Here is a 16,997-nt window from a genome sequence, read left to right as displayed (position 1 = left end):
TTTGACAAGCTCAGGGCGAACGGCTTTTGATTGAGACAGGAAATCAGTGACACCCGGCAACGAACTTCTCTTCCTCGCGCTCGGCGGTTCGGGCGAGATCGGCATGAACGTCAATCTCTATGGCTGCCGCGGCAAGTGGATCATGGTCGATTGCGGGGTGATCTTCGGCACGCCCGACTATCCCGGCATCGACCTGATCCTGCCCGATCTCCAGTTCATCGAGGAGCGGCTGGACGATCTGCTCGGCATCGTGCTGACTCACGGGCATGAGGATCATATCGGCGCGCTGCCCTATCTCGCCGCCGATCTCGGCGTGCCGCTCTACGCCACGCCGTTCACCGCGGGCCTGATCCACGGCAAGCTCGACGAGGAAGGGATCGCCGACCGCGTCGAGCTGAACGTGGTGCGCGAGGAGGAGCCGTTCGAGCTCGGCCCGTTCGGCATCCGCTACGTTCCGCTCGCCCACTCGATTCCCGAGGGCAACGCCGTCCTGATCGACACGCCCTATGGCCGCGTGTTCCACACCGGCGACTGGAAGATCGACGACACGCCCGTGATGGGCTCGCCCTCGACTGCCGAGGAGCTGACCCAGATCGGCGACGAGGGCGTGCTCGCGCTGGTCTGCGATTCCACCAACGTCTTCAACCCCGAGGCCTCAGGCTCCGAGCAGGAGGTGCGCGAAGGCCTCGATCGCGTGATCGCCGGGGCCAAGGGCCGCGTCCTCGTCACCACCTTCGCCTCCAACGCCGCGCGCCTCCAGACGCTGGGCGAGGCCGCGCGCGACACCGGCCGCGCGATGTGCGTCGCCGGCCGCTCGCTCGACCGCATCCTGCGCGTGGCGCGGGCTACAGGCTACCTCCGCAACTTCCCCGAGACGGTCGATTTCGAGACCGCGATGACGCTCCCGCGCGACAAGGTGATGATCGTCGCGACCGGCGGGCAGGGCGAGCCGCGCGCCGCGCTCGCCCGCATCGCCGAGGATTCGCACCCGCTCAAGCTCGACAAGGGCGATCGCGTCATCTTCTCGTCCAAGCAGATCCCCGGCAACGAGCTGGCGATCGGCCGGATCATGAACGCGCTCGCGGCCAAGGGCGTCGAGATGGTCACCGACCGCCAGGCCTTCGTCCATGTCTCGGGCCATCCCGGCCGCCCCGAGCTGGCCGAGATGTACCGCTGGATCCGCCCCGAAATCCTGGTTCCCGTGCATGGCGAGATGCGCCACATCGCCGAACAGGCGCGTTTCGGCATCGAACAGGGCATTCCCGGCGCGGTGATCCAGACCAATGGCGAGATCATCCGCCTTGCCCCCGGCAAGCCCGAAAAGCTCGGCCACGCCCCCGCGGGCCGCCTCGTCCTCGATGGCGACGTCATCCTCCCGGCGGACGGCTCGACGATCAACGAGCGCCGCAAGCTCGGCCTCTATGGCCAGATGTCGGTCGCGGTCGCGCTCCGCAAGGACGGCAGCGTCGCAGGCGAGCCCGAGGTGCGCATCCAGGGCGTGCCCGTGAAGGAGGATCGCGATCCCTTCATCGAGGAAGCCTGCCTCGCCGCGGCGCAGGCGGCTGCCGCGGGCGGCCGCGGCGACCGCGAGAAGCTGCGCGAGGCCGTGCGCCTCGCCACCCGCCGCGTGGCGGTCAAATGGACCGGCAAGAAGCCGGTCGTCGACGTCCTGCTGATCGAGGTCTGAAGCGATGAGTTGGCCCAGCGCGCTGGCGATCTATTTCCTCTTCTGGTTCCTCGCGCTGTTCCTGGTGTTGCCCTTTCACGCGCGCACCAGCGTCGAGGCGGGGGAGACTCTGGTGCGGGGCCAGGCCGAAAGCGCGCCGCAGCATTTCCCCGCGGCACGGATCGCGCTGCGCACCACGGCGGTCGCGACCACCCTGTTCGCGCTCTACTATCTCAACTACGTCAACGGCTGGATCACCGCCGACATGCTCGATTACTGGAACTGACGGGCGAACCTTACCTCAGGTCGCATCAGGGTCGGTCAGCGAGGATCGCCGCCCGCGATCGTCCTGCTGTTGCGGCTGGTCGCGCCCCAGCCCGTCATCGGGCTTGCGCGCGTCGCCGGGCTTCTGATGCTCGGTCGAGAGGTTGGGCCGGGGTTACGTCTTCGTGGGCGGCGCATCGCCCGGCATATGGTTCTCGGTCGAGATATTGGGGCGGGGCTGGGTCTGCGTGCCCTTCTCGTCGGCCATGATCGTTGCTCCTTCGCCGGGAACAACGGCCATAGGGCGGCCGCCGTTCCTCAGTTCAGCGGCAGCGCGAAGAAGCGGTTGAACTCGGTCGTCTCGTAATCGGCGAAGGCGGGGCAGGGGGTAAAGCCGTGTCGCGCATAGAGCGCATGCGCCGCATCGAATGCCGCGCCGGTCCCAGTCTCGAGCTTGAGCGCCGTGTAGCCGCGCTGCTTCGCCAGGGCGATGATGTGCCGCAGGATCGCCGTGCCCACGCCTTGCCCCAGCGCGGCCTGCGCGGTCCGCATCGACTTGATCTCGCCGGTCTCCGCATCGAGCGCCTTGACCGCGCCGATCCCCAGCAGCGTCTCGCCCTCCCATGCCGACAGGAAGGTGATGTCGGGGTTCTTCAGCCCCGACAGGTCGAGGAAATGGCACGCTCCCTGCGGCGAGTTGGCGAGCATGCCCCCGGCATGGATCTCGAGCAGACCGATCACCTGCGGCTCGTCGAGGCCGCCTTCGCGAACCTGCACCGCTCAGACCTCGTCGATGAAGCCGGCCAGCGTGTCGAGGCAGGCGTGCGCCAGCGCCTTGCAGCGCTCGGGCGACCAGCCATATTCGGCGTCCGGGCTGGGGTTGTGGTCCTTGAACGGCATCTCGAGCGTCATCGACACCGCACCGAAGCGCTCGGCGAGCTGGTTGGTCGACATCGACAGATTGGCCTGTCCCGGCGCCGACTTCTCATAGCCCTTTTCCAGCTGGAACAGCGGCGTCGCGGCGGCCAGCCGGCGGCCATATTCGTCATATCTCGCGCCCAGCGCCTCGGTCCAGCCCGGGATGCCGTCGAACCCGGCCAGGAAGTTCGCCGGGATCGCCTCGTCGCCATGCACGTCCATCGCGAAATCGACGCCGGTCGCGTCCATCGCATTGCGGACGTGATAGACCTCCGGGCTCTTCTCGAGGCTGGGCGCATGCCATTCGCGGTTGAGGTTCACGCCCGCCGCATTGGTGCGCAGATGCCCACGGAAGCTCCCGTCCGGGTTCATGTTGGGCACGATATGCAAGGTCGCCTTGGCGCGCAGCGCTTGCGCCGTCGCGTCGTTCGGGTCGGTCAGCTTCTCCAGCGCGCCTTCCATCCACCATTCGGCCATCGATTCGCCGGGATGCTGGCGGGCATAGAGCCACACCTGCTTGGGGCCCTCGCCCAGCGTCAGCAGGTCGAGCGCGCGCCCGTCGAGCGTCTGCCCGAGCTCGCGATGCGTCACCCCCGGCTGCGCCGCCATGCGCGCGATCAGGTCGGCGTGGCGCTCCATCGAATAGGGCGCGAAATAGGCGAACCACGCTACATCGCCCTCGAATTCGTACGAGAAGCTGAACACCCCGTCGGCATAGCCGCCGTCGGTCATCCGCCACGCTTCGCGGTCGGTGCTCACCCGCGTCCGGTATCCCGGCCAGCCGAACGCATAGGCCGATCCGCCGGCATTGGTGATGCGGAAGGTCAGCCGCCGCCCGCGCGCGCCCGCCACGCGGAAATGGAACCACTGGTAGAAGTCGGAGAGATGGTCCGGGACGATCTCGAGATCGACGGTGTCGCCGTCGATTCCGGTCAAGCGGATGTTGCCGCTGTCGAACGCGGCGTTGATCTGGATGGTCATGTCACCGTGGCGGTCTGGAGGGAGAGGTCACTTCACCGTGATAGTGATGCCCGACTGGCCGGGGAACCCCTTGAACAGCGCCGCGGCAAGCCTTGCCGCGCCGTCGGCCGGCTGCGCGCCCGGAGCGCCGCTCAGCGCTTCGGTGATCGCCTTGCCCTCCCACACCACGGTATTGTCGCCGTGGCGGCGCAGCTGCACCGCGAGCTCGAGGCCATAGACGGTGCGCGTCTTGCTGCCGACGCCCACGCTCGCGCCGCCGCCTACGCCGACATTGCCGCCGAAGCTGCCGCCGCCGATCCCGATCGTCAGCGGCGGGCGCGTGCGCACCTGCCCGCGGTCGGTGCGGGTGAAATCGACCGTCGCGATATAGTCCGCGCGCGCGCCGGCGGCCGCGGGCGTATATCCCATCCGCCCCAGCTCGGCGCCGACCGCGTCGGCATAAAGCTGGAATTCCGGCCCCGCGACGCTGTCCTTGGGCTGGATCGCCACCGTGCCTGCGGGAATCGGCTGCGACAGGTGGTAGCGCGTCACATCGACCGGTCCCGGGCGCCCGCCGCCGGTGGTGGAGCAGCCGCCCGTCAGCGCGGCCATTGCGGTGATGGCGATCAGGACACGGGTCTTCATCGGCTACTCCTCCTGCCGTCCGCAGCGAACGGCTCAACGCGGTCAACATCGTTACGCCTGCGCGGGTTCCGCTGCCAACCCCCAAGAGACGATGTTCTGCGCGGAATCCCGCCTCGCTCGCCTTGACTTCGCCGGCATCCGCCTCTAGGCGGGCGCCTCTTTCCGGCACCAGCCACACAATTCGAGATAGTAGAGACCGGTCATGAAGATCGTGAACAGCCTGAAGTCGCTCAAGGGGCGCCACCGTGACAACCGCGTGATCCGCCGCCGCGGCCGCGTGTACGTGATCAACAAGACGCAGCGCCGCTTCAAGGCCCGCCAGGGCTGAGGTCTGCCGTGAAGGGACCGCGCGCCGCTATCTTCGATATCGGCAACGTCCTCTTCACCTGGCATCCGCGCTTTCTCTACGAGCGCCTGATCGGGGACGATCGGGCGCTCGCGGCGTTTCTGGACGGCGTCCTCACGCTCGACTGGCATTTCCAGCATGATGAGGGCCGCGATTTCGCCGAGACCTCGGCGGAGCTGATCGCGCAGCATCCGCAACATGCTGATCTGATCGCGGCGTGGCAGCCGCGCTTCAACGAAAGCGTCGGCGGCCCGGTGCCGGGGATGCACGATCTGGTCGCCGATCTCGATTCGGCCGGGGTGCCGCTGTTCGCGATCACCAATTTCAGCCACGAGTTCTGGCCGCCCTTCCGCGCCGAATGGCCTCAGCTGTTCGACCGTTTCCGCGACGTCGTCGTCTCGGGCGAGGAGAAGCTGGTGAAGCCCGATCCCGCGATCTACCGCCTCGCGCTCGCCCGCTTCAAGCTGGAGCCGCACGAGGCGGTGTTCATCGACGATAACGCCGCCAACGTCGCCGGCGCGCAGGCGCTCGGCATCCGCTCGATCCATTTCAAGGATGCTGAGGCCACCCGCCGCGAACTTGCGGACGCGGGGCTGATCGCCTGACATTTCAATCCTCCCCCGCCAGGGGGAGGTGGCACGCGCAGCGTGACGGAGGGGGAGGGCGGCAACTCCCCTTCGATAATGCGTCGCCCACCGCCCCCTCCGCCACCTTCGGCGGCACCTCCCCCTGGCGGGGGAGGATTAGCGCAGCTAGCCGAGGGCTGTGGCCTCAGCGCCCCTTCAGCTCGTCGCCCAGGATGCGCACGACGTGCAGCACGTTGGTCGAGCCCGGCGTGCCGAACGGGACGCCCGCGCACACGATCACGCGGTCGCCCGCCTTGGCGATGCCCTGGCGCAGCGCCATGCGCTTGGCCTTGGCGACCATGTCCTCGAACGAATCGACGTCCTTGGTGTGCACCGCGTGCGTGCCCCACAACAGGCCCATGCGGCGAGCGGTCTCGATCTTCGGCGTCAGCACCAGGATCGGCACCGACGGGCGCTCGCGCGCGATGCGGCGCGCGGTCGAGCCGGACATGGTGAAGCAGATGATCGCGCTCGCCGACACCGTCGCGGCGATCGACTTGGCCGCCTCGGCCAGCGCGTCGGCGGTGGTCGGGTCGGGCCGCGTCACGGTGAAGTGCACGCGATCGCCATGCGCCGGGTCGCGCTCCACCGAATCCGCGATCGCGTCCATCATCGTCACCGATTCGACCGGCCACTGGCCCGCCGCGCTCTCGGCCGAGAGCATGATCGCGTCGGCGCCGTCATACACCGCGGTCGCGACGTCGGAGACCTCGGCGCGGGTGGGGGAGGGCGAAGTGATCATCGATTCGAGCATCTGCGTCGCGACGATCACCGGGCGGCCGAGGCGCCGCGCGGTCTCGACGATGCGCTTCTGCATCGGCGGCACGTTCTGCGGCGGCAGCTCGACGCCCAGGTCGCCGCGCGCGACCATCACGCCGTCGCACGCCTCGACGATCTCCTCCAGCCGCGTCACCGCGCTCGGCTTCTCGATCTTGGCGAGCAACGCCGCGCCGCCCCCGATCAGCCGCCGCGCCTCGGCCAGGTCCTCGGGCCGCTGCACGAAGGAGAGGGCGATCCAGTCGACCTTCTGCTCGACCGCGAAGGCCAGATCGCTGCGGTCCTTCTCGGTCAGCGCCGCCATCGGCAGGATCATGTCGGGGACGTTGAGCCCCTTCGAGTTGGACAGCGTGCCGCCGACCTCGACCCGGGTCTCGATCCAGCCGTCGCCATAGTTGGTTACGCGCAGCACCATCTTGCCGTCGTCGAGCAGCAGTCGCGCGCCCTCGGTCACCGCCTCGAAGATCTCGCGATGGGGAAGCTCGACGCGGGTCGCGTCACCCGGCGTCTTGTCGCGGTCGAGGCGGAAGGTCGCGCCGGTCTCCAGCACCACCCGCCCTTCCGCGAACTTGCCGACGCGCAGCTTGGGGCCCTGCAGGTCGGCGAGGATCGTGGTGGGGCGCCCGGTGGTCTTCTCCAGCTCGCGGATCGCCGCGATCACCGGCACCTTCGATTCCTGGTCGCCATGGCTCATGTTGATGCGGAAGGCATCGGCGCCCGCGGCATGGAGCGCGGCGATCATCTCGGGCGAGTTGCTCGCCGGACCCAGCGTCGCGAGGACACGCACCTTGCGCGAGCGCGGATGGATCGCCTTCGACATATTTCTAATCTCCTTGTGCGCGCCGTTCCCTAGCGGCAAATGCGGGCGATACAACCGTGGAGGCGAAACAATGACAACGCCAGACAGATTTGGGCTGGACCGCATTGACGACCGAATCGCAGCCGAAGCGTTTCGCCGCCTCGTCCGTCATCTCCGCCACCGCACCGACGCCGAGAATATCGAGCTGATGGGCCTGGCGGGCTTCTGCCGCAACTGCCTCGCGGACTGGCTGGAAGAAGCGAGCCGCGGCCAGCTCAACAAGGATAGCGCGCGTCAGGCGATCTACGGCATGCCCTATGCGCAGTGGAAGGCGCTGCACCAGAAGGACGCCACGCCCGAGCAGATCGCGCGGATGGAGGCCAGCATCGCCCGCAACAAGCGCGAGGCGGCGCTGGACGAGGCGCTCGACGACAGCTTCCCGGCAAGCGACCCGCCCTCGATGACCGATCCAGGCCGATAGAAGCCGTCCGGCGCCTCGCCGCGCATCGCGGCTGCTCGGATTTTCACGACGACCACATCCCTGGCGATTCCGTCTCATCGACGGAAAACGGGCATCGTTACGCGCCCGTTTTATATTTTATCGTTTAGATAAGATAATTAAGAATTGTCTGCTGGAAACGTTTACCGTAGGGAGACGTCTTCCGCCGCGTAAACATGCGCGGCGCGTAACAGTGGAGGGAGGATCGGATGTCACGTTTTCCGGTCGTTTTGACGAGTTCGGCGTCGGCTCTGGCGCTCATCGCAACCACCGCGGCCGCTTCGGCCCAGACCGCGGAACCCCAGCAACCCAGCCAGACGGCACAGGCGGCGGATCCCGCCGCCGAGGAAGTCGTCGTCACCGGCATCCGCGCCAGCCTGGCGCGCGCCGCGGACATCAAGCGCGATGCGCCGCAGGTGGTCGATTCGATCGTCGCGCAGGACATCGGCAAGTTCCCCGATCCCACCACCGCCGCCGCGCTCCAGCGCGTGCCGGGCGTTCAGGTCACGGTCGGCGGCAACAACGAGATCGTCAATCCGCTGATCCGCGGCCTGGGCGACATCCTCACCACGCTCGACGGGCGCGAGATCTTCACCGCGGCCGGCCGCGGCTTCGCCTTCCAGGATCTTCCGGCCGAGGCGCTGGCGCGCGTCGACGTGTTCAAGTCGAACACCGCCAACTTGATCGAGGGCGGCGTCGCCGGCGCGATCGACCTGCGGCTCAACAAGGCGTTCGACTACAGGGATCCGACGATCGCGATCGGCGGCAAGCTCAGCTACGCCTCGAACATCGAGAAGCTCAGCCCCCAGGTCAGTGCGCTCGTCACCGATCGCTGGGACACCGGCATCGGCGAGATCGGCGTGCTCGTCAGCGCGTCGTGGTACGACATCCAGTTCAACCGCCCGACCCATTATGTCGCGGAGCGGCGGGCCGGCAGCGCGCTCGGCAATCCCGATGTCGCGATCCCGATCTCGACCGGCGGCCTCAACGAATATGGCAGCTATTCGCGGCCTCAGGCCAACGCCTCGCTGCAATGGCAGGCGACGCCCGAGCTTCAGGTCTATGCCGACGGCCTCTACTCGGCCTATCGCGGCAAGTTCGCCACCGCCTTCTACGAGTATCAGCTGTTCAACTCGAGCAGCGTGACCGGCGTCACGACCGACGACAATTGCTTCACCGCGCGCGTCAACGGCGCGGGCTTCAACCCCAATTCCAACGAGCTGGCCGCGGGCGAGAACCAGCCCGGCGGCTACACCACGCGCAATATCTGCAACATGGTCGGCGGCACGTTCAACAACATCAGCTCCTTCACCTCGATGCAGGCGAAGAACCACAAGACCGACAGCTATCTCGGCGCGCTCGGCCTCAAGTACGAGGGCGACCGGTTCACGGCGGTGCTCGACGCATCCTATCAGGAATCGATCGTCAACAACGAGACGTTCATCGTCGATACCGGCAAGAAGGTCGCCGCGGCGACCGTCGACTTCGACAATCCGGACAAGACCGCCGTCATCACCATCCCCGGCAATCCGATGGCCTCGGCCGACGGCTACACCTTCGTCAACGGGCTGTTCCAGGATTATTCGCGCTCGGCGGGTGATCTGCTCGCGATCAAGCTCGACGCGTCGTACGAGGTCGGCTCGATCCTCAAGACGATCGAGTTCGGCGGCCGCTATGCCGATCGCGGCGCGGTGTTCGATCAGGTCCAGCTCGGCATCGCCCCTCCGGGCGGCTCGGGCAACACGCTGGTGACCGCCGCCGGGGTTCCCGACGATTTCTTCATCCGCGCGCCGGGCATCCCGCAGATCAACCAGGGCGCGCCGTTCCTCGTCCCCAGCCGCGAATATCTGCTGTCGGATGAGGGGCAGTCACGGCTGCGCGCCTTCTTCGGCGCCCCCGCCGGCCAGCCGCCCTTCGATCCCACCCGCCGGTTCGAGGCGGCTGAGAAGACCTATGCCGCCTATATCCAGGCGGGATATGAGATCCCGCTCGGCGACACCGTCACCGTCGATGGCAAGCTCGGCCTGCGCTACACCCGCACCGATCGCACGATCACCGGCACCGGCCGCGTCGACGGCGTGCCGGTGACCACCACCGCGGACACCAGCGACGAGGACTGGCTGCCCAACGCCAGCGCGCGCATCCAGTTCGGCGGCGGGCTGCAGGCGCGCCTCACTTACTCCAAGACGCTGGCGCGCCCCGCCTTCGGGTCGCTCAATCCGGGCCTCAACTACATCGTCTCGACCAACCCCAACATCCGCAACAGCGGGTCGGGCGGCAATCCCGACCTGCGCCCGCAGAAGTCGGACAGCTATGATGCGACGCTCGAATATTATTGGAAGTCGGGCTACATCGCCGTCGGCGGCTATTATCGCGATATCACCGATCGCGTGATCAACGGGGTCGATGTCGAGACGATCGACGGCATCGTCTACAACATCTCCCGCCCGCGCAACGTCGGTCAGGCCAAGCTCAAGGGCGTCGAGGTCAGCGGCCAGATGTTCTTCGACTTCCTGCCCGGGGATCTCGCCGGCTTCGGCGTGTTCGGCAACTTCACCTATGCCGACAGCGAAGTGAGCGGCGGCGACCAGCTGGCGGGCTTCCCGCTCCAGGGCGTGTCGAAGTATAATTTCAACGCCGGCCTGCTCTACGACCGCAACGGCATCTCGGGGCGCGTCGTCTACACCTATCGCTCGGAATATTTCGACGAGGACCGCAGCGGCGCGGGCGACGTTCGGCCGGTGGATGCCGACCCCTGGCTCAACTATGTCCGCCCGAACGGCCGCCTCGACTTCAGCCTGTCCTATGATGTGACGCCCAGGCTGACCTTCATGGTCGAGGGCACCAACGTGCTGCGCTCGCGCTACCGCAGCTACATCAACGAGGATTATTTCATCCGCGACGTGCGCACCGACGACAGCATCTACGCGGTGGGCTTCCGGGCGCGCTTCTGATGCGGCGTGCATTGTTCCTGCTCGGGGCGGCGCTTGCCGCCGCCCCGGCGCTCGCCGACAATCCGCAGTTCGAGGGCGCCGACCCGCACGCCATCGTCATCGGCGGCGAGCTGTGGGTGTTCCCCACCGGCGGCCCCGGCGGCAGCTGGTCGGCGGACCGCTTCGGCGCCTTCTCGACCAGCGACCTCGAGACCTGGCGCAACCGCGGCGAGCTGATCCGCCGCGACCAGATCAGGTGGATCGGCGACGACGGCGCACCGCAGCATTTCCTGTGGGCGCCCGGCGTCGCCGCCGCCAACGGCAGATATTATCTCTATTACTCGGTCGGCCCGCAGAACCCGACCCCCAGCCGCATCGGCGTCGCCGTCGCCGACCGCCCCGAAGGGCCGTACACCGACAGCGGCAAGCCGCTGCTCACCGGCGGCAACGGCTTCGAGGCGATCGACCCGATGGTGTTCGTCGATCCCAAGACGAAGACGCCCTATTTCTACGTGGGCGGCAGCGCGGGGGCGACCTTGCGCGTGTTCGAGCTCAACCCCGACATGGTCTCGTTCAGGCGCGAGGTGAAGGTCGATCAGCCTCAGTCCTTCACCGAAGGCGCCTTCATGCACGAGCGGGACGGCACCTATTACCTCTCCTACAGCCACGGAAAGTGGAACGACGCCAGCTACTCGGTCCACTATTCCACATCCTCCTCACCCACGGGTCCCTGGACCTATCGCGGCAAGATCCTCGAGAGCGACGCCACGCATCAAGGGCCCGGCCACCACAGCTTCGTCCGGCACCCGAAGGACGGCGGCCTGATGATCGTCTATCACCGCTGGGAGCGCCCGCGCGGCGAAGGCCCGTTCAGGGGCGAGCGCCAGGTCGCGGTCGAGCGCGTCCGCTACGCCCCCGACGGCTCGATCGAGCCGATCCGCATGACCGACGGAGCCGCCGCCCCGCGCTGGTGAACCCATAACCCGGGGTTATCGGCGTCCTATGCGCATTGCATGGACAGGCGCGGGCTGCTGGCTACCTTCCCGGGCTGGCGACACAGCGGGGGAATAGCCGATGCTCAACCGACGTTCATTCCTGCTGGGCTCGACCGCCATTCTGGCCGCCGTTCCCGCTGCCGGCGCGCCGTTGCGCGTCGGTCCGGTGACGGTAAACCGGGAGCGCATCATGCAGGGATTGAGTGCCCCCATCGAGATCGTCGACGACCGCTACGGCATCCCGCACATCCGTGCCGCCACCATCCCCGACGCGTTCTTCGGCCAAGGCTATGTCGTCGCGCGCGACCGGCTGTTCCAGATCGACCTGTCCTACCGCCGCGATCTCGGCCGCCTCGCCGAGGCGTTCGGCCCGAAATTCGCGAAGCATGACGCCGTCGCGCGCCTGTTCCGCTTCCGCGGCGATCTCGATGCCGAGCTGGCGCGCGTTCCCGCCGACGTCCTCGCCTGCGCGCGCGCCTATGTCGCCGGGATCAACGCGCGCATCGACGAGGTCACCGCCGACCCCAGCCTGCTCCCGCTCGAATACGGCATCCTCGGCATCGCCCCGCTCAAGTGGAATCTCGACGATCTGGTGCGCCAGCGCGAGGCGTCCGAAGGCAATACCGACGACAGCGTGCGCCGCGCCCAGCTCGCCGCATTGGGCCTGCTCGATCTCGACGCGATCGTCGCGCCGCTGCGCCCGGCATGGAAGATGACATTGCCCAAGGGGCTCGACGCCGCCGCGGTCACCGATGCCGATCTCGGCGTGCTGCGCATCGGGCGGCTGCCCTTTGGCGGCCCGCCCCCCGCGGCCGACCCCGCCGCACCCGCCGCGCGCGTGTCGTCGCTCGACAATGCCACCTCCGCCGATCGCGGCAATGCCGGCAGCAACGCCTGGACCGTCGCGCCCTCGCGCACCGCCACCGGCCGCCCGATTCTCGCCAACGATCCGCATCTCGGCATCGGCGGGTTCAGCCCGCGCCACGTCGCGCACCTCACCGCGCCAGGCCTCGACGTGATCGGCGGCGGCTCGCCCGGCCTGCCCGGCATCATGCAGGGCCATACCGACCGCTTCGCCTTCGGCCGCACCAACTTCCATATCGACCAGAGCGACCTGTTCATCCTCGAGCTCAACCCCGAGAACCCCGAGCAATATCGCCACGGCGGCGGCTGGAAGCGGTTCGAGACCGTCACCGAGACGATCCCGGTCAAGGACGGCCCGGCCGAGACGGTGACACTCCGCTATGCCGTGCAGGGGCCGGTGATCGCGCACGATCCCGCCCGATGCCGCGCCAGCGTGCTCACCACCGTGGCGATGCAGCCCGGCTCGGCCGATTGCTTCGCGATGATCGCGATCAACCTCTCGAAGGACTGGGCCAGCCTGCGCAAGGCGTTCGCGCTGCATCCGTCGCCGACCAATTTCCATTATGCCGATATCGACGGCAACACCGGCTGGCAGGTGATCGGCTTCATGCCCGTGCGCAAGGCGGGCGACGGCCTGCTCCCCGTGCCCGGCGACGGAAGCCACGACTGGACCGGGATGCGCAACTTCTCCTCGCTGCCCAGCGAGTACAACCCGAAGAAGGGCTGGTTCGCCTCGGCCAACCAGAACAACCTGCCCGACGACTGGCCGCGCGACCGCATCCCGGCCTTCTCGTTCCGCGACCCCTACCGCTACGAGCGCTGCGCCGAGGTTCTCGCCGCGCAGCCCAGGCACAGCATCGCCGACAGCGTGGCGCTCCAGCACGACACGCTCTCCACCCCCGCGCGCCAGTTCCTCGCTCAGCTGCCCGCCAGCCCCTCGGCCGCCGCCAGGCCTGCGGTGGACATGCTCCGCGGCTGGAACGCCCATCTCGACGCCGACAGCGGCCCCGCCGCCCTGTTCGAGATCGTCTGGCGCGACCTCAGCAAGCGCATGCTCGCCGCCATCGTCCCGGAACGCGCCAAGAACCTGGTGACCGAGATCGCCCCCTCGATCCTGCTCGGTCTGCTGGACAAGCCCGACGCCCGCCTCGGCGCCGATCCGCAGGGCACGCGCGATGCGATCCTCGATGCGGCGCTTGCCGCCGGCTGGGCCTCGGCGCAGCAGCTGCTCGGGGCCGATCCCGCCGCGTGGCGCTGGGGCACGCTGCACCAGGTCAAGCTCCGTCATCCGCTCTCGGCGATCCCCGCCATCGCCAAGGCGTTCCCGCCGATCGAGGGGCAGGGCTCGGGCGGCGACGGCTATACCGTGATGGCGCGCTGGCTCGGCTCCGGCCCCGGCTGGAACGTCGGCGGCGGTTCCAGCTACCAGCAGGTGATCGACGTCGGCGCGTGGGACAATTCGCGCATCCTGATCCTCCCCGGCCAGTCGATCGACCCGCGCTCGCCGCATTACCGCGATCAGTACGGTTCGTGGATCGCGGGCGACACGCTCCCCTTGCTCTACAGCCGCGCCGCGGTGGATAAGGCCGCGGCCTCACGCACCACGCTCAAGCCGTCCTGAGCGGGCCAAGGAACAAGGGGAGGGGAGCCATGCTCCGCCACATCGCCGCCAGCCTGTTGCTCGCCGCCCCCGCCGCCGCGCAGGACGCTCCCTTGGACAAGGCCCTGTCGGATTTCCGCAAGCTCCACCGCACCGAGGTGCAGCGCGCCAACATCGCCGGCAGCAGCTTCTACCTGATCCGGAATGGTCGCACCTTCGCCGCCGATCACCTCGGCGAGCAGGACGCCGACGCGCATATCCCGGTCGATGCCAACACCATCTACCACTGGGCGTCGGTCACCAAGACGATGACCGGCATCGCGATCCTGCAATTGCGCGACCGCGGCCTGCTGGAGCTCGACGATCCGATCGTGAAATACGTCCCCGAGCTCGCGAAGGTCCACAACCCCTTCGGCGACACCGGTGCCATCACGATCCGCCAGCTGCTCAGCCATAGCGCCGGTTTCCGCAACGGTACCTGGCCGTGGCGCGACAAGGACTGGCAGCCGTTCGAGCCGCCAAGCTGGAAGCAGCTCGAGGCGATGCTTCCCTACACGGAGGTCCAGTTCAGGCCCGGCAGCCGCTACAGCTATTCCAACCCCGGCATCGTCTATTTGGGCCAGGTGATCGAGCGCCTCTCCGGCGAGGACTATGAAGTCTATATCGACAAGAACATCCTGCGCCCGCTCGGCATGCACATGAGCTATTTCGACCGCACCCCGCCGCACCTGCTGAAGCACCGTTCGCGCAGCTACCATATCCGCGACGGCAAGCGCACCGCGGCCCCGTTCGACGCCGACACCGGCGTGACGGTCTCCAACGGCGGCCTCAACGCCCCGATGCCCGACATGGCGAGATACGCCGCCTTCCTGCTCGGTGATCCGGCGCGAAAGGCCGATTACGACCTGATCCTCAAGCGCGCGTCATTGGAAGAGATGTGGCAGCCCCGTCTCCCCGCGGGCGAGGACTTCAGCCAGGGACGCATGGCGACGACCACGCAGGTTGGCCTGAGCTTCTTCATCGACCGGGTCGAGGGTATCCGCGTCATCGGCCACAATGGCGACCAGAACGGCTTCCGCGCCTATTTGAGCCTCTGTCCTGACCGCGGAGTGGCAACGCTGCTGGCGTTCAACACCGAAACGCGCGGCGTGCGCAACGATCCCAGCAACCGCGAGACCACGGAATCGCGTGTGGCGCTGGCGACCGACGCGCTGTGCCGGGCGGCGGGGTAGGGGAGGTTGGGGACTCATATTCCAGCATCGTCATCCCCGCGCAGGCGGGAATCCATTCTGGCTGACCGGGCGGATTGAGCTGCACCGGCAGCGACAATGGATTCCCGCCTGCGTGGGGATGACGAATAAGGGCGAGTTGATCCCCCAATGACAACGACTTGCATGAGTTCTCAATCTAAGGCTCACAGCAGCAGCCCCTGCTCGCTATTCTCCTCTGCCTTCGCGCGCTTGTATCCGGCCTGCCGGTCGAGCAGCGGAACGCTGGGCTGCCTGTTCTGGAACAGCTCGGCCAGGGTGAAGATCTGAAGGCGCGGATAGCCGATGCCGGTCACCGGATCGGTCCAGATTTCCGCCGCTGCCGCTTCGCGCTCCATCTCGCGGCTGGGATTCGCCACGCACACGAAAATGCCGATATCCGCCTTCTCGCGTTCCAGAACGCCCTTGAGTTCGCGGATCATCGCCACGCCGACATTGCGCCCGGCCTTGACCGATATGATCGCCGCGGCGGTGGATGACTTGCCCGCCGCAGCGTCGTTCTTGGTGTAATAGATATAGCCGTCGATCCCGCGATCCGCCCCCTTGCGCCCGCCCCGATAGGGCTGCCCGCCGATCTTCTGCGTAATCCAGTACTGGAACTGATAGGGCTCGCTGGCGGCAAGATGTTCGGCGTCCATCAGGCCTTTGGGTTCGCCGACGACCTCGAACCGGGTGCGCGGGAACGCCTCGCGCAATCGCCGCTCGATCAGGCCGATCGCCAGGTAGGTGACGTCGATCCCGATCCACTGGCGGCCCAGCTTCTGCGCGGCATGGACGGCGGTGCCGCAGCCGCAAAAGGGGTCGAGGACGACATCGCCCTCATTGGAGGATGCGGAGATGATGCGTTCGAGCAATGCGAGCGGCTTCTGTGTCGGATAGCCGAGGCGTTCGCCGGACGTGTTGCCGACGCGGTCGATGTCCGCCCAGTTCGTGCCGACGGGCTTTCCCGGCATCTCATCCAGATAGACTTTCAGCCCGTCCATTCTCGGCGAGCCATCCTGCCGCTTGAGGATGCGGCCTTCCGCCCACCATTTCTCGAGCTGCTCGAGCGATGCGCCCCAGGATCGGTTGGGCGGGGGACGGGTTCCCCGCCATTCAAACTGGCGGCTCTTGTTGGCGGAGGAGAAGGTCAGATTCTCCGCCTTGTACAACCGCCCGTCCGCATCCGGGCGATACCGCTTCATCTGCTCGGGACCGTAGGGCTGGTAGCGGGTGTTGAACACCCAGCTCTCCGATTTCGAGTAGAAGAAGATCGTATCGTTGGAGCGAGTCCACCCCGCGGTCTTCATGTTGTGGGAGTTGGTTCGCTCCCACACGATCTCGTTCCGGAAATTGCTCGCCCCGAACACGCCGTCCAGCAGCAGCTTCAGATAGTGGCTCGCGGTCGGGTCGCAGTGCAGGTACAGGCTGCCGGTCGGCTTGAGCACCCGATGCAGGTGGATCAGGCGCGCCGCCATCATCGCCAGGTAGGCCATCATGTCATTCTGGCCGAGAAACTCCTGCATTGAACGCAGCAGGTTGGCGACATCGGTGTTGCCGCTCGTCATCACCTCGTGAAACGCCTGCGCCGCTTCCGGGCCATAGTGCCACGTATCCTCGAACGCCTCGATCTGGCTGTCCGCCGCGGCGCCCTTCGGCGACTTGAAGAGGATGTTGTAGTTGGCGTTGGAGTTGAACGGCGGGTCGAGATAGATCAGGTCGACGCTCTCGTCGGCAACATGCTCGCGCAGCACCTCCAGATTGTCGCCATAGTAAAGCTGGCTCATGTCCCTGTTCCGGCCCCGTGCATATGCGGCGGAGCCTAGCCGAACAGAGCGGGGGCGAACGGGGAACATCG

14 protein-coding genes are annotated in these 16,997 nt (G+C 67.3%); 9 read left to right on the top strand and 5 right to left on the bottom strand.

Annotated elements, in window-relative coordinates:
• Positions 1–46 precede the first annotated feature (46 nt).
• Positions 47–1,687 (top strand): ribonuclease J, encoded by a 1,641-nt coding sequence (locus tag VGD28_RS11410; protein WP_331028465.1) that lies wholly within the window; start codon positions 47–49, stop codon positions 1,685–1,687.
• Positions 1,688–1,691: 4 nt separating this feature from the next.
• Positions 1,692–1,952, top strand: a complete 261-nt coding sequence (locus VGD28_RS11405; RefSeq protein WP_331028464.1) for a DUF1467 family protein — start codon at positions 1,692–1,694, stop codon at positions 1,950–1,952.
• Between the two features lie 296 nt (positions 1,953–2,248).
• On the opposite strand, the gene VGD28_RS11400 is transcribed toward VGD28_RS11405, so the two are convergent.
• Genes VGD28_RS11400 through VGD28_RS11390 form a run of 3 tightly spaced genes read right to left on the bottom strand, consistent with a single transcriptional unit; the run spans position 2,249 to position 4,453 of the window.
• A complete protein-coding gene (locus VGD28_RS11400; RefSeq protein WP_331028463.1) occupies positions 2,249–2,707 on the bottom strand; it encodes a GNAT family N-acetyltransferase in 459 nt (152 codons plus the stop codon).
• A 3-nt stretch (positions 2,708–2,710) separates the two neighbouring features.
• Positions 2,711–3,829, bottom strand: a complete 1,119-nt coding sequence (locus VGD28_RS11395) for a M14 family metallopeptidase (RefSeq protein WP_331028462.1) — start codon at positions 3,827–3,829, stop codon at positions 2,711–2,713.
• Between the two features lie 27 nt (positions 3,830–3,856).
• Complete coding sequence (locus VGD28_RS11390; RefSeq protein ID WP_331028461.1) at positions 3,857–4,453, bottom strand: DUF4136 domain-containing protein; 597 nt, start codon at positions 4,451–4,453, stop codon at positions 3,857–3,859.
• 202 nt (positions 4,454–4,655) lie between these two features.
• Here VGD28_RS11390 and ykgO point away from each other — a divergent pair, with 202 nt between their 5' ends.
• Positions 4,656–4,781 carry a type B 50S ribosomal protein L36 gene (gene ykgO / locus VGD28_RS11385; RefSeq protein ID WP_066575973.1) on the top strand — a complete coding sequence of 42 codons (126 nt, stop codon included), beginning with the start codon at positions 4,656–4,658 and terminating at the stop codon, positions 4,779–4,781.
• Positions 4,782–4,789: 8 nt separating this feature from the next.
• On the top strand, positions 4,790–5,404 hold the full coding sequence (locus VGD28_RS11380) for an HAD family phosphatase (RefSeq protein WP_331028460.1): 615 nt from the start codon (positions 4,790–4,792) through the stop codon (positions 5,402–5,404).
• A gap of 166 nt (positions 5,405–5,570) precedes the next feature.
• Here the strand turns inward: VGD28_RS11380 and pyk are convergent, their stop codons facing one another.
• Positions 5,571–7,022: a pyruvate kinase gene (gene pyk, locus VGD28_RS11375; protein WP_331028459.1), complete on the bottom strand. Its 1,452-nt coding sequence runs from the start codon at positions 7,020–7,022 to the stop codon at positions 5,571–5,573.
• A 70-nt stretch (positions 7,023–7,092) separates the two neighbouring features.
• On the opposite strand from pyk, the gene VGD28_RS11370 reads away from it, so the two are divergent.
• The 5 genes from VGD28_RS11370 (at position 7,093) to VGD28_RS11350 (ending at position 15,124) form a co-directional block, all read left to right on the top strand.
• Positions 7,093–7,482 carry a DUF1244 domain-containing protein gene (locus VGD28_RS11370; protein WP_331028458.1) on the top strand — a complete coding sequence of 130 codons (390 nt, stop codon included), beginning with the start codon at positions 7,093–7,095 and terminating at the stop codon, positions 7,480–7,482.
• A gap of 227 nt (positions 7,483–7,709) precedes the next feature.
• A complete protein-coding gene (locus VGD28_RS11365; RefSeq protein ID WP_331028457.1) occupies positions 7,710–10,454 on the top strand; it encodes a TonB-dependent receptor in 2,745 nt (914 codons plus the stop codon).
• Positions 10,454–11,407 carry a family 43 glycosylhydrolase gene (locus tag VGD28_RS11360; protein ID WP_331028456.1) on the top strand — a complete coding sequence of 318 codons (954 nt, stop codon included), beginning with the start codon at positions 10,454–10,456 and terminating at the stop codon, positions 11,405–11,407. The genes VGD28_RS11365 and VGD28_RS11360 overlap by 1 nt, the downstream gene beginning before the upstream one ends.
• 100 nt (positions 11,408–11,507) lie before the next feature.
• Positions 11,508–13,913: a penicillin acylase family protein gene (locus VGD28_RS11355; protein ID WP_331028455.1), complete on the top strand. Its 2,406-nt coding sequence runs from the start codon at positions 11,508–11,510 to the stop codon at positions 13,911–13,913.
• Between the two features lie 29 nt (positions 13,914–13,942).
• Positions 13,943–15,124 (top strand): serine hydrolase domain-containing protein, encoded by a 1,182-nt coding sequence (locus tag VGD28_RS11350; protein ID WP_331028454.1) that lies wholly within the window; start codon positions 13,943–13,945, stop codon positions 15,122–15,124.
• 182 nt (positions 15,125–15,306) lie between these two features.
• On the opposite strand, the gene VGD28_RS11345 is transcribed toward VGD28_RS11350, so the two are convergent.
• On the bottom strand, positions 15,307–16,926 hold the full coding sequence (locus VGD28_RS11345; RefSeq protein ID WP_331028453.1) for a DNA methyltransferase: 1,620 nt from the start codon (positions 16,924–16,926) through the stop codon (positions 15,307–15,309).
• Positions 16,927–16,997: the final 71 nt, after the last annotated feature.

Source organism: Sphingomonas sp. (assembly GCF_036402235.1).
Classification (GTDB): Bacteria; Pseudomonadota; Alphaproteobacteria; order Sphingomonadales; family Sphingomonadaceae; genus Sphingomonas.
This window is presented reverse-complemented; position numbering and strand designations above follow the sequence as displayed.